The organism is Acinetobacter sp. ANC 4558 (assembly GCF_002135375.1).
GTDB lineage: Bacteria > Pseudomonadota > Gammaproteobacteria > Pseudomonadales > Moraxellaceae > Acinetobacter.
Genome location: NZ_NEGH01000007.1, coordinates 61,856 through 75,876, shown reverse-complemented (window position 1 = coordinate 75,876; position 14,021 = coordinate 61,856). Strand labels below are relative to the sequence as shown.

Below are 14,021 nucleotides of genomic sequence, written 5' to 3'. Positions count from 1 at the left end.
TTCATTTGGACATTAAATTGAACGTGTATTGTGCGTTAACCATTCAAGAACTTCATGCTTTAAATGCGGAGATAATTGGATACGGACATGCTGATGATACTGATTGAGCCAGTCCCGTTCATTGTCATTCATTAGACTTAAATCAATACATTCGAGGTTGATTGGACATAAGCTGAGCGTTTCAAACTCAAGAAAAGTACCATAGTTTGTCTCAGAAGATTCTTTTCGACGAGTGACGACTAAGTTTTCAATGCGAATACCATAATTTCTTTCATGATAAAGACCTGGCTCATTTGAAATGATCATGCCCTCACGAAGTTTGGAATATGGATGAATGGGTGCATAGTAGGATAGAACTTGTGGTCCTTCATGTACATTAAGTGCAAAACCAACACCATGACCTGTCCCATGTCGATAATCTAATTGATATTTCCATACATGTTGTCTGGCAATGGCATCTAGTAGTGGAGCAGCCAGTCCTTCAGGATAAACCACTTGTGCTAGTGCAATATGGCTTTTTAAAACAAGCGTATAATCTCGTTTTTGCTTTATAGATGGCGTACCAATTGGCACAACACGGGTAATATCAGTCGTTCCATCTTCATATTGACCACCGGAGTCAATTAATAATAAACCATGACCTTGAATTTCACTAAATTGTTCTGGTGTTGCTCGGTAATGTGGTAAAGCACCATTGGCATTAAATCCAGCAATCGTTGCAAAACTAAGTCCAATAAAACCTTCTTGTTGCGCACGAAATGCAGTGATTTTTTCATCAATAGTCAGTTCATTCATATTTTCATTTTTATTTAAAGCAGTTTCCAGCCAAAAGAAAAATTGACATAAAGCAATACCATCTTTCACCATGGCATTTTTAATATGATTGATTTCTGAGATAGACTTTTGTGCTTTAAATAATGTACTTGGATTAATATCTTCCGTAATTTTGCTATGTGTTGGAAAGGCTTGCCGAAGTGCGTAAGAAACTTTTGTAGGATCGATTAACACATGGTGATCATTGAGCTGTTGTATAAAACTGACAGTATGATGATAGTCGAATAATTCGATTTGATCTGCTTGCAGTTTTTGTTTTAACGACTCATTTACTTTACTTAAATCAATGAAGAGTATCGTGCGGTTTTGTTGGATATAAAGGTGTGATAGGAATATAGGATTGTATTCAACATCTGCACCGCGACAATTTAAAATCCAAGCAATGTCATCTAATGAAGAAATAAGATGACTTTCAATATTTCGCTCAATTGAGTTGTTGGCGAATTTTTTTAATTTTATCTACTCGAGAAAGATGGTTAATATTCTGCTTCACCTCATAAATCGCTTGCTGAGGAAGCGTAGGACGGTTCTCCCATATTTCAGCAATAAGATCTAGATGCGTGACTAATTCAAAGTGATTTTTACTGGCAAGGTGTTGTAATACATCATAATGTTGAACCGAAATGGCGTGTGCATTAATAGAAATACGTGCATGCGCAGGTAGATTTTTTGTTAACCAATAAAGATGTGTGGATGACTCTTCCTGTGTTTGTTTTTGTAAGTCAAAACCTGTGTGTAAAAGTTGTTGCTCAGCTTGAATCCAATAGCGACCATCGACCCATAAACCTGCAAAGTTTTGAGTCACCACAATTGTTCCTACAGAACCTGTAAAACCCGTTAACCACGCTCTAATTTTCCAATGCTCTGGCAAATATTCAGATAAGTGTGGATCAGCACTCATGGCAATAAATGCATCAATATGCTGATATTGCATTTGTTTTCGTAATAATTGTAATTTATCTAAGCTACTGATTTTATCCATAGAGGTTCTGTTTTATCCATAGTTTATGAGGGTGAGTAATAGGTTTAAATATGAGGTTTAAAATTTAAGTAAAAGAATAATACATAAAATAGCAGATAAAAAAACCACCCAATTGGGTGGTTTTTATGACATATGATGTTAACTTAGCGTGCGATATCGCGCTTAGTTGCACCTGTATAAAGCTGACGAGGACGCCCAATTTTGTATGGACCGCTGTGCATTTCTAACCAGTGGCTGATCCAACCAACTGTACGTGCAAGTGCGAAGATTACAGTAAACATTTCTGTTGGGATACCAATTGCTTTTAAAATGATACCTGAATAGAAGTCTACGTTAGGGTAGAGTTTACGATCAATGAAGTACGGATCGCTTAATGCAATACGCTCAAGTTCCATTGCAAGTGCAAGTTGTGGATCGTTGATACCCAGTGCGCTTAACACTTCATCACAAGTCTCTTTCATTACTTTTGCACGTGGATCGAAGTTTTTATAAACGCGGTGACCGAAGCCCATGAGTTTAACTTCTTTAGTTTTCACTTTTTCCATGAACGGTGCAACATTTTCTACAGAGCCGATTTCGTCCAGCATCTTAAGAACAGCTTCGTTTGCACCACCATGTGCAGGACCCCAAAGTGCAGAAATACCCGCAGCAATACATGCATATGGATTTGCACCAGTAGAACCCGCTAAACGTACAGTAGATGTTGACGCATTTTGTTCGTGGTCAGCATGAAGCGTGAAAATACGATCCATTGCTTTAGCAAGAATAGGATTAACTTTATAATCACGATCTGCAGGAGTAGCAAACATCATGTATAAAAAGTTTTCAGCATAACCAAGATCATTACGTGGGTAAACAAATGGTTGACCCACTGTATACTTGTAGCTCCAAGCAGCTAAAGTCGGAATTTTAGCAATTAAACGAATCGCTGTGATTTCACGGTGATCAACGTTTTCAATATCTAAATTGTTGTGATAGAACGCAGATAATGCACCTACAACACCGACCATGATTGCCATTGGATGAGCATCACGACGGAAACCATTATAGAAACGGCTAACTTGGTCGTGAACCATGGTATGGTTGCGTACTTTAGAGTCGAAATCTGCTTTTTGTTCAGCAGTTGGGAGTTCGCCATTTAAAAGTAAATAGCAAGTTTCTAAGTAATCCGCTTGAGTTGCTAACTGGTCAATTGGGTAACCACGGTGTAAAAGAACACCTTTATCACCATCAATAAATGTGATTTTAGACTCGCAAGAAGCAGTAGCCATAAAACCAGGATCAAAAGTAAAGTGACCTGAGGTCAATACATCTTTAACGTCGATTACATCTGGGCCTAATGTGCCGCTGTAAATTGGTAATTCAATTTCTTTGCCATTAAGCTGTAAAACGGCTTTTTTGCCAGTTGCTTCAGACATTCAATAGATCTCCTGTCCCGGTGAATGTGAGTCTGATCCTAGGTATTTATCTTCTAATCCATAAATCAGAGGTTTGAAATTTGCTAATATGATTAGTTGGTACTGAAATTTTGTCAACTATACTTAAGGATAAAAAATGACAACCTGAACTCAATAATCATCAAAAGAATTTATCTAAAAAATCGAATAAAATCACAGTATCAGCGAGCTATCATAAGTTAAAATAATCGCTTGTTGCAGAAAAAAATTGAATTAAAAACTTAATTGTAAATATTTTTGAATTTTATCTAGAAAAAATTAAGCGCCTTGATTGGACATGAATTTTATTTAAATTATTATAATTTTCGTAACTTACAATCATTTTTTAGAAAAAAAAGATCAACTTTGTTGAGCGAAAAAAAAGATTAAAGCGATTTTTTTTTTGATTCGTTTGTTTAAAAAAAAGACACTTGATCATGCTTGAATTTATCAGATAAAGAGAATGGGGTGATCTTAGGGTGTGATGAAGTATTGATAATATTTAACTTTTGAGTGGAATTCGTATTTTTGCAATTTAAGTGTTTATTAATAAAAGTTTATTTATAAATATGGATATGAAAAATGATGATAAATTTATTGGAAAATTGGGTTGCTATTATAAAAAAATGACCTTGAGTCTACTAAAATAGTAGGAGTTTTGTTCTGCTTTAGTCGTAAGTTTTTTTTATTTTTTAATCTTTAAATCTAATTTAAAAAAGCATTTAGTTATTAAAAAACAATGCCCTAGTTTTTTTACGGCTGTGAAGAGTAAGAGGTGTTTTAACTAAGTTGTTGTTAATGATTCTTATTTATATGTTTTTATTTAAAAAAGAAGTAGATGGTTGTTTGTATTTTGATAATTGACGTCTTATAATTCAGTGTCGTTTTAAATTTAGGCATAGGCTTGCCTAACAATGCCAGCTTTCCTCCGAATTAATTCCAACAAACTCCAAATGGAGTTTTTACTTACAGGATGCCCGCTGTGAAAAGCAACAGACCTGTCAATTTGTCCATGGGTCAAGTTTTAGATGTAAACTTAAAATCCCCTGTGGCTATTGCATCAATTCTACACCGTCTATCTGGTGTCATCGTATTTTTACTCGTACCAGTACTCTTATGGATTTTAGATAAGTCATTGTCTTCGCCAGAAGGATTTGCTCAAGTTCAAGCTATTTTTGATAGCTTCATTGTGCGCTTCATTGTATGGGTATTTGTAGCAGGCTTGATCTTTCACTTTATCGCAGGTGTTAAACACTTACTTGCTGATGTAGGTGTTGCCGAAGAGCTTCAAAGTGGTCGTATCGCAGCTACTATTTCATTAATCTTGTCTGCAGTCGGTATCGTTGCAGCATTTGTATGGATTGTCCTCTAATGAAAAGTGCTACAGGTTTAACAGGTTCAGGTTCTCGTGATTGGTATATCCAGCGTGTAAGTGCTGTGGTGTTGGCTGTTTATACTGTTGTTATCTTTGGTTGGGTTCTTCTTCATAGTGGATTCAACTTTGAGCAATGGTATGGCTTTATGATGACAACACCAATGAAGATTTTATCTTTGTTGTCAGTCTTATCACTTGTAGCGCATGCATGGATTGGTATGTGGCAAGTATTCACGGATTATGTGACTACTCGTCAAATGGGTCCTTCTGCTACAGGTCTACGCCTTGTACTGACTTCAGCAGTGATTATTGCTGTATTTGCATACGCAATCTGGGCGATCCAGATTTTTTGGGCAAATTGATAGGAAAAAATCATGGGCGCTATTTCCCCTAAAGAAGATTACACAAATATTCCACACGAAACTTTCGATGCCGTAATCGTTGGTGGTGGTGGTTCAGGTATGCGTGCCTCTTACCAGCTTGCTCAAGCAGGTTTAAAAGTTGCAGTATTAACCAAAGTATTTCCAACACGCTCACATACAGTTGCAGCTCAAGGTGGTATTGGTGCATCTCTTGGTAATATGCAAGAAGATAACTGGCACTATCACTTTTATGACACTGTAAAAGGTTCTGATTGGTTGGGTGACCAAGATGCAATCGAATTTATGTGTCGTGAGGCACCACAAGTTGTCTATGAATTAGAACACTTGGGTATGCCATTTGACCGTAATGCCGATGGTACAATTTACCAACGTCCATTTGGTGGTCACTCAGCAAACTATGGTGAAAAAGCGGTTCCACGTGCATGTGCTGCTGCCGATCGTACAGGTCATGCACTTCTTCACACGCTTTACCAAAGCAACGTGAAGATGGGTACGCAATTTTTCGTTGAATGGATTGCATTAGATTTAATCCGCAATGAAAAAGGTGATGTGCTTGGCGTGACAGCAATTGACCAAGAAACAGGTAAAATTGCAGTATTCCAAGGTAAAACAACACTATTTGCTACAGGTGGTGCTGGGCGTGTTTACCGTGCATCAACGAATGCATACATCAATACAGGTGATGGCCTAGGTATGGCTGCACGTGCTGGTATTCCATTGCAAGATATGGAGTTTTGGCAATTTCACCCAACAGGTGTTGCGGGTGCAGGTGTATTGCTTACTGAAGGTTGTCGTGGCGAAGGTGCAATCCTTCGTAATAAAGATGGCGAACCGTTCATGGAACGCTATGCACCAACATTGAAAGACTTGGCGCCTCGTGATTTCGTATCACGTTCAATGGACCAAGAAATCAAAGAAGGTCGTGGTTGTGGTCCTAAAGGTGATTATATTCTTCTAGATATGACTCACTTAGGTGCAGATACAATTATGAAGCGTTTACCATCTGTATTTGAGATTGGTAAAAAATTCGCAAACGTTGATATCACAAAAGAGCCAATTCCAGTCGTACCAACAATTCATTATCAAATGGGTGGTATTCCAACCAATATTCATGGTCAAGTTGTTGTGCCTGAAGGTGAGCATCTTCCTGATTTTGAAGCGGGTTATAATCCAGAAACTGATGTTTATACATCGAATTCGGGTGATCGTAACTATAGCAAACCAATTAAAGGTTTCTATGCAATTGGTGAATGCTCTTGTGTATCTGTACATGGTGCGAACCGTTTAGGTACAAACTCACTCCTTGATTTAGTTGTCTTTGGTAAGGCTGCTGGCGAACATATCATTGATTATGTGACTAAGCACCATGGTGATGAATATGCACCATTGCCTACAACTGTTCTTGAAGCAACTTTAAAACGTATTCGCCATCTTGATGAATCTACGTCTGGTGAAAATGCTCAAGACGTTGCTGATGCAATTCGTGATATCGTTCAAGACCATGCAGGTGTATTCCGTACGACTGCACTTCTTGATGAAGGTGTAAAACAAATTCTTGCGATTGAACCTCGTGTTCGCAATATTCATTTAAAGGATAAATCTAAAGTATTTAATACAGCACGTGTTGAAGCACTTGAGGTTGAAAATTTATATGAAGTTGCTAAAGCAACACTAATTTCTGCAGCTGCTCGTAAAGAATGTCGTGGTGCGCATACGGTCGTAGATTTTGAATTACCACCAGATCACCCAACTTATTCTTATGGTCGTCGTGATGATGAGTGGATGAAACACACACTTTGGTATTCTGATGATAACCATCTTGAATATAAACCAGTGCGTTATAAGCCATTGTCGGTTCAGGCAATTCCACCTAAACCACGTACATTCTAATCAGGAGAATTAAGATGAGTAGAGGTACTCGTACATTTCATATCTACCGCTATGATCCTGATAAGGATAAAGCACCGTATATGCAAACTTTTAAGCTTGAGCTAACAGATAAGCATCGTATGTTGCTTGATGCGCTTCTTGCACTGAAAGTTCAAGATGAAACATTAACGTTCCGTCGTTCTTGCCGTGAAGGGATTTGTGGTTCGGATGGTGTAAACATTAATGGTAAAAATGGTTTAGCGTGCCTTTGGAACCTAAACGATTTACCTAATGAAATCACTGTTCGTCCATTACCTGGTCTTCCTGTCGTGAAGGACCTCGTTGTGGATATGAATCAGTTCTACGATCAGTATGATAAGATTCAGCCGTTCTTGATTAATAATCAACCTGCACCACCAAAAGAGCGTTTACAGTCTCCTGAAGAGCGTGATCACTTAAATGGTTTATATGAATGTATTTTATGTGCATGTTGTTCGACATCATGCCCATCATTCTGGTGGAACCCAGATAAGTTCTTAGGACCATCTGCGTTATTGAATGCATATCGTTTTATTATTGATTCACGTGATACAGCAACTCAAGATCGTTTATCTCGTCTTGATGACCCGTTCTCTTTATTCCGTTGTAAAGGAATTATGAACTGTGTCTCGGTGTGTCCAAAAGGTTTAAATCCAACTAAAGCAATTGGTCACATCCGTGGCATGCTTTTAGATATGGCTGGCTAAGAAAATTAGATGTTGATAGAAAGCACACTTCGGTGTGCTTTTTTTGATTTTGAAATGTGATACAGTACAAATAATTTATTAAATTATGTAAAAAAAACAAAATAAATGAAAAGTGTTGCTAAAATTAAAATTAATGTGCGCTGGTTAAAAAATATCAAGTGAGTGTTTTTTATGCTTATTATACCTTTCATGACTTATTTTTTATGAAAAAACAGCTATGATGATAAAGATGGTTTATGTCATTTTATTGATATGAATTTTGCATAAAACGTGTATCGCACACTAGAATTTTATGTAATTAACCACCATATAGATACAGAAGTTTTGAAGTGTGTATTTAGCCAATTTATAGATAGTATGTTTGAAAAAAAATCAGTTCATAGGGTGTCTTTATGATAAACTTTGACATATTGCTATATCTAAAAAATATGGATTTGTAAAATGTGCTTTTATAAAGCATAGGGTTGATTTTTTGTGACACGAGTCGCTTTAAAAAAGGTATATTAAACAATTATTTTTTTTAAATCGATTTGCAAAAAATTGCTCGGCTATGCCGGGTATGTATGAATGATGATGCCGCTGAGGGCGTTATGATTCATTATATACATTGGGATTTTCCTAATGTAGGGATAACGCCCCAAGGTTATGCCTAATGGGGAATAATGTCATATTACAAATTTGACATGACTAATCATGGGTTTTGCTTAAAAAGCATCCTGAAATGTTTTTGCAATAGGAAATGGGTCCACAAATGCAAGAAGTTACTGACGCATTGCGTCTTGATACTGAACTTTCCGCTGATAGTGCAGCGTATATTGAAGAGCTTTATGAACAGTATTTGACGGCTCCAGAAACAGTTGGAGATGATTGGCGTGAATACTTTGATAAATTTCCTAAAGGGGACCAACCTCACAGTAATGTACGTGAGCAATTCCTATTACTAGGACGTAATTCTAGTCGTGTTCAAGCTGTTGTTCAAAGTACCGTAAGTACTGAACATGAACATCGTCAAATTGGTGTTTTGCAACTTATTGCAGCATATCGCAACCGTGGTCATCAAAAAGCAAAATTAGATCCACTTGGTTTAGCAAAACGTGAAGATGTACCAGATTTAGATCTTGCAGCACATGGTTTAACAAAGTCAGATTTAGATACAGTTTTTAATACCAGTAACTTAGAAATTGGTAAAGCTGAAGCGACTTTAGGTGAAATGGTTGAAACAATGGAGGCAATCTATTGTTCATCTATTGGTGCAGAATATATGCACATCGTGGATACCAAAGAAAAACGCTGGATTCAACAGCGTCTCGAAGGTGCTCGTGGTCAGTTTACGTATACAGCGGATCAAAAGAAACATTTCTTAGAGCGCTTAACAGCAGCTGAAGGCTTAGAAAAATACCTTGGCAATAAGTTTGTTGGCGCTAAGCGTTTTGGTATTGAAGGTGGTGAATCATTTATCCCAATGGTAAATGAAATTATCCAACGTGCGGGTTCAGTCGGTTGTAAAGAAGTGGTTATCGGAATGCCTCACCGCGGCCGTTTAAACCTTCTTGTAAACATTATGGGTAAAAACCCAGCGGACTTATTTGGCGAGTTTGAAGGTAAGTCTATTAATAAAAAAGGCTCTGGTGATGTTAAATATCATCAAGGTTTTTCATCGAACGTCATCACACCAGGTGGTGAAGTTCATCTTGCACTTGCATTTAACCCTTCACATTTAGAAATTGTTGGGCCTGTTGTTGAAGGTTCGGTACGTGCACGCCAAGTCCGTCGCAGAGATATTGGTGGTGATGATGTATTGCCAGTGATTGTACATGGTGATGCTGCATTTGCAGGTCAAGGTGTTAACCAAGAAACCTTCCAAATGTCACAAACACGCGGTTATACCGTAGGTGGTACAGTCCATATTGTGGTGAATAACCAAGTAGGCTTTACAACTTCAGATCCACGTGATGCACGTTCTACAGAATATTGTACAGATATTGCAAAAATGGTTCAGGCACCAGTTTTCCATGTGAATGGTGACGATCCTGAAGCGGTCATATTTATTACTCAATTGGCGCATGATTTCCGTCATAAATTCCGTAAAGATGTTGTCATTGATTTATTCTGCTATCGTCGTCGCGGACATAACGAAGCAGATGAACCTGCTGCAACACAGCCATTAATGTATCAAGTCATCAACAAGAAAACGACAACGCGTACATTATATGCAGATAAGTTAGTACAAGAAGGTATTTTAGATCGCGCTTCGGCTGATCAAATGATCGAAGAGTATCGTGCCGATTTAGAAGCAGGTAATCATGTTGCAAATGCACTGGTACTTGAACCAAATACTAAAATGTTTGTAGATTGGGCACCATATTTGGGTCATGAATATACAGACAACTGGGATACTACATTCCCAATCGAGCGCTTAAAAGAGCTTGGACAAAAAATGCGTGAGTTACCAGAAGGTTTCGTTATGCAGCGCCAAGTTTCAAAAGTGATTGATGATCGTTTGAAAATGCAAACAGGTGAAATGCCATTAAACTGGGGAGCTGCAGAAACTTTAGCGTATGCAACACTTCTAGACCAAGGTTATCTGGTGCGTTTAACAGGCGAAGATGTAGGTCGCGGTACATTCTCGCACCGTCATGCAAAACTTCATAACCAAGTTGATGGTTCAACTTATATTCCACTTTGCCATATCAAAGAAAATCAACCTCGTACTGCAATTTACGATTCGCTATTATCAGAAATGGCGGTATTGGCATTTGAATATGGTTATGCAACGACATTACCAAATAGTTTAATCGTTTGGGAAGCACAGTTTGGTGACTTCTCTAACTGTGCACAAGTTGTAATTGACCAATTCATTGCTTCTGGTGAGACAAAGTGGGAACGTGTTTGTGGTTTAACAATGCTTCTTCCTCATGGCTTTGAAGGTCAAGGTCCTGAGCACTCATCTGCACGCCTAGAGCGCTACTTGCAGTTATGTGCTGAAGAAAATATGCAAGTGATCACACCGACAACACCAGCACAGATTTATCATGCTTTACGTCGTCAATCAATTCGCCCAATTCGTAAGCCATTAATTGTGATGTCACCGAAGTCATTACTTCGTCATAAACTTGCGACATCAACTTTAGATGAATTAGCGACTGGTACATTTGAAACTGTGATTAACGAAGTGGATCAAATCAACCACGCAGATGTAACACGTCTTGTACTTTGTGGTGGTAAGGTTTATTACGATTTACTTGAAAAACGTCGTGAGCAAGATTTGAAAAATGTTGCAATTGTTCGTGTTGAACAGTTGTACCCATACCCAGAACAACGTTTAGTTGAAGTTCTTGCTTCTTATCCAAATGTCAAAGAACTTGTTTGGACTCAAGAAGAACCGAAGAACCAAGGTGCTTGGTTATTTATTGCACCGCAACTTTATAATACAGTTGAAAAAGCGGACAAACATGTTCGTATCAGCTATGCAGGTCGCGATGCTTCTGCTGCACCTGCATGTGGTTCACCATATTTGCATGCAAAACAACAAGCTCAGCTCGTAAATGATGCTTTAGCGATCGTAGCTGAATAAACAGGAGAGTCTTAAGAATGGCAACCGAAATTAAAGCACCGGTGTTCCCAGAGTCAGTTGCTGACGGAACAATTGCAACTTGGCACAAACAACCAGGTGAAGCAGTATCACGTGATGAAGTTATTTGTGATATTGAAACTGATAAAGTTGTTTTAGAAGTTGTAGCTCCTGCTGATGGTACGATTGCATCTATCATCAAAAATGAAGGTGATACAGTTTTATCAAGTGAAGTGATTGCTCAGTTCGAAGAAGGTGCTGTTGCTAGTGCTGCGCCAGCAGTTGAAGCAAAAGTTGAACAAGCTGCTGCTCAAACTCAAGCAGGTGCAGCGCCTGTCGTTGAACGTGCACATGTAACTGATCAAGCTCCTGCAGTTCGTAAAGCATTAACAGAGTCTGGTATTACAGCTACTGATGTGGCGGGTACTGGTCGCGGTGGTCGTATTACTAAAGAAGATGTTGCAAATCACCAAACTAAACCAGCTGTAGCACCTTTAAGTGTTGCAGTAGGTGAGCGCATTGAGAAGCGTGTACCAATGACTCGTTTACGTAAACGTGTTGCTGAACGTCTTCTTGCTGCAACTCAAGAAACTGCAATGTTAACAACGTTCAACGAAGTTAACATGAAGCCAATTATGGAAATGCGCAACCAATATAAAGATGCATTTGAAAAGCGTCATGGTGCACGTTTAGGCTTTATGTCTTTCTTTGTTAAAGCTGCAACTGAAGCACTTAAACGCTATCCAGCGGTAAATGCATCAATTGATGGTGATGATATTGTATATCACGGTTTTTATGATATTGGTGTAGCAGTATCTTCAGATCGCGGATTAGTTGTTCCTGTATTACGTGATACAGATCGTATGAACTATGCAGAAGTTGAAAATGGCATTCGCGCATATGCAGGCAAAGCACGTGAAGGTAAACTTTCAATTGAAGATATGACTGGTGGTACTTTCACGATTACTAATGGTGGTACTTTCGGTTCATTACTTTCAACGCCTATTTTGAATACGCCACAAACTGCAATTTTGGGTATGCATAAAATCCAAGATCGCCCAATGGCGGTCAATGGTCAAGTTGAAATCTTACCAATGATGTATTTAGCGCTTTCTTATGATCACCGTTTAATTGATGGTAAAGAAGCTGTTGGTTTCCTTGTAACAATTAAAGAATTGTTAGAAGAACCAGCTAGACTTATCCTTGATCTTTAATACTTCAATATAAATACGAGCTTAAAGCGATCCTTTAAGCCCGTCTACGGAGATACTGAATGTCTCAACAGTTCGATCTTGTTGTTATTGGTGGTGGACCAGGTGGTTATGAAGCTGCGATTCGTGCAGCTCAACTTGGTTTCAAAGTTGCTTGTATTGAAAAACGTATTCACAAAGGCAAGCCATCTTTAGGTGGTACTTGCTTAAACGTGGGTTGTATTCCTTCTAAAGCGTTATTAGATTCATCTCATCGCTATGAAGATACAGTTCATCATTTAGGTGATCACGGTATTACAACAGGTGAAGTTAGTTTTGATCTTTCAAAATTACTTGCACGTAAAGATAAAGTTGTAGATCAGCTTACTGGTGGTATCGCTCAATTGCTTAAAGGTAATAATATTGAGTGGTTACAAGGTACTGGTAAATTACTTGCTGGTAAAAAAGTTGAGTTCACACCATTTGAAGGTGAAGTTCAAGTTTTAGAACCAAAATATGTCATTCTTGCAACAGGTTCTGTACCAGTCAATATTCCTGTAGCTCCAGTTGATGAAGATCTTATCGTAGATTCAACAGGCGCATTGGAATTCCAAGAAGTACCTAAGCGTTTAGGTGTGATTGGTGCGGGTGTGATTGGTTTAGAGTTGGGTTCTGTTTGGCGTCGTTTAGGTGCTGAAGTTGTTATTTTTGAAGCAATGGATTCATTCTTACCAATCGCTGATAAAGCACTTGCAAAAGAATATCAAAAAATCTTAACCAAACAGGGTTTAGATATTCGCGTTGGCGCTAAAGTTGCTGGTTCTGAAATTAATGGTCGAGAAGTGACTGTTAAATATGTTCAAGGTGGCGAAGAAAAAACTCAGACTTTCGATAAAGTAATTGTTTGTGTTGGTCGTCGTGCATATGCTGAAGGTTTATTGGCCGAAGATTCAGGCATCAAATTAACTGAACGTGGTTTGGTTGATGTCAATGACTGGTGTGCGACATCTGTTGATGGTGTATATGCAATTGGCGATTTAGTTCGTGGTCCAATGCTTGCTCATAAAGCAATGGAAGAAGGCGTGATGGCTGTAGAGCGTATTCACGGTCATGCTGCACAAGTGAATTATGACACGATTATTTCAGTGATCTATACACATCCAGAAGCAGCTTGGGTTGGTTTAACTGAAGAACAAGCCAAAGAAAAAGGCCATGAAGTTAAAACGGGTCAATTCCCATTTGCTGTTAATGGTCGTGCTTTAGCTGCAAACGAAGCTGTTGGTTTTGTTAAATTTGTAGCAGATGCAAAAACTGATCGTTTATTGGGTATGCATGTCATTGGTCCAGGTGCTTCAGATATTGTACATCAAGGTATGATTGCACTTGAGTTTGTATCTTCAATTGAAGATTTACAACTGATGACTTTTGGTCATCCAACTTATTCAGAAGTTGTGCATGAAGCAGCATTAGCTGTTGATGGTCGTGCAATTCACGCGATCCAACGTAAGCGTAAATAATATTGAAGAGCGGTTTTGACCGCTCTTTTTTATTTGGATGATTAGGAATATTGAACAATCATCTTAGAATAAAAGTACAAATTTAAAGAAATGCAAAACTTATCTAGATGGATGTTTA

Annotated in this window: 8 protein-coding genes and 1 pseudogene; 7 read left to right on the top strand and 2 right to left on the bottom strand. The window is 38.3% G+C overall.

The window, feature by feature from the left end; genetic code table 11:
* Positions 1–12: 12 nt before the first annotated feature.
* Positions 13–1,816: pseudogene (locus B9T31_RS09920) on the bottom strand (aminopeptidase P family protein).
* A 143-nt stretch (positions 1,817–1,959) separates the two neighbouring features.
* A complete protein-coding gene (gene gltA, locus B9T31_RS09915) occupies positions 1,960–3,234 on the bottom strand; it encodes a citrate synthase (protein WP_086181801.1) in 1,275 nt (424 codons plus the stop codon).
* A 991-nt stretch (positions 3,235–4,225) separates the two neighbouring features.
* Between gltA and sdhC the strand changes: the two genes are divergently transcribed.
* The 7 genes from sdhC to lpdA all read left to right on the top strand — a co-directional run bounded on the left by sdhC (position 4,226) and on the right by lpdA (position 13,903).
* Positions 4,226–4,624 carry a succinate dehydrogenase, cytochrome b556 subunit gene (sdhC, locus tag B9T31_RS09910; protein ID WP_086181800.1) on the top strand — a complete coding sequence of 133 codons (399 nt, stop codon included), beginning with the start codon at positions 4,226–4,228 and terminating at the stop codon, positions 4,622–4,624.
* A complete protein-coding gene (gene sdhD, locus B9T31_RS09905; protein ID WP_086181799.1) occupies positions 4,624–4,989 on the top strand; it encodes a succinate dehydrogenase, hydrophobic membrane anchor protein in 366 nt (121 codons plus the stop codon). Before sdhC ends, sdhD begins: the two co-directional genes overlap by 1 nt.
* Before the next feature lie 12 nt (positions 4,990–5,001).
* Entirely contained in the window at positions 5,002–6,900 is a 1,899-nt protein-coding gene (locus B9T31_RS09900; RefSeq protein WP_086181798.1) for an FAD-dependent oxidoreductase, read from the top strand.
* Positions 6,901–6,914: 14 nt separating this feature from the next.
* Entirely contained in the window at positions 6,915–7,625 is a 711-nt protein-coding gene (locus tag B9T31_RS09895; RefSeq protein WP_086181797.1) for a succinate dehydrogenase iron-sulfur subunit, read from the top strand.
* A 751-nt stretch (positions 7,626–8,376) separates the two neighbouring features.
* On the top strand, positions 8,377–11,199 hold the full coding sequence (locus B9T31_RS09890) for a 2-oxoglutarate dehydrogenase E1 component (protein ID WP_086181902.1): 2,823 nt from the start codon (positions 8,377–8,379) through the stop codon (positions 11,197–11,199).
* A 17-nt stretch (positions 11,200–11,216) separates the two neighbouring features.
* Positions 11,217–12,410, top strand: coding sequence for a 2-oxoglutarate dehydrogenase complex dihydrolipoyllysine-residue succinyltransferase (odhB, locus tag B9T31_RS09885; RefSeq protein WP_086181796.1), 1,194 nt, complete (start codon positions 11,217–11,219; stop codon positions 12,408–12,410).
* Between the two features lie 59 nt (positions 12,411–12,469).
* Positions 12,470–13,903, top strand: a complete 1,434-nt coding sequence (gene lpdA, locus B9T31_RS09880) for a dihydrolipoyl dehydrogenase (protein ID WP_086181795.1) — start codon at positions 12,470–12,472, stop codon at positions 13,901–13,903.
* The last annotated feature ends 118 nt before the right edge of the window (positions 13,904–14,021 follow it).

What these genes read in the sequence shown, in the direction of transcription:
- gltA (WP_086181801.1), bottom strand. Translation starts at nt 3,234, where the DNA reads ATGTCTGAAGCAACTGGCAAAAAAGCCGTTTTACAGCTTAATGGCAAA.
- sdhC (WP_086181800.1), top strand. Translation starts at nt 4,226, where the DNA reads ATGCCCGCTGTGAAAAGCAACAGACCTGTCAATTTGTCCATGGGTCAA.
- sdhD (WP_086181799.1), top strand. Translation starts at nt 4,624, where the DNA reads ATGAAAAGTGCTACAGGTTTAACAGGTTCAGGTTCTCGTGATTGGTAT.
- B9T31_RS09900 (WP_086181798.1), top strand. Translation starts at nt 5,002, where the DNA reads ATGGGCGCTATTTCCCCTAAAGAAGATTACACAAATATTCCACACGAA.
- B9T31_RS09895 (WP_086181797.1), top strand. Translation starts at nt 6,915, where the DNA reads ATGAGTAGAGGTACTCGTACATTTCATATCTACCGCTATGATCCTGAT.
- B9T31_RS09890 (WP_086181902.1), top strand. Translation starts at nt 8,377, where the DNA reads ATGCAAGAAGTTACTGACGCATTGCGTCTTGATACTGAACTTTCCGCT.
- odhB (WP_086181796.1), top strand. Translation starts at nt 11,217, where the DNA reads ATGGCAACCGAAATTAAAGCACCGGTGTTCCCAGAGTCAGTTGCTGAC.
- lpdA (WP_086181795.1), top strand. Translation starts at nt 12,470, where the DNA reads ATGTCTCAACAGTTCGATCTTGTTGTTATTGGTGGTGGACCAGGTGGT.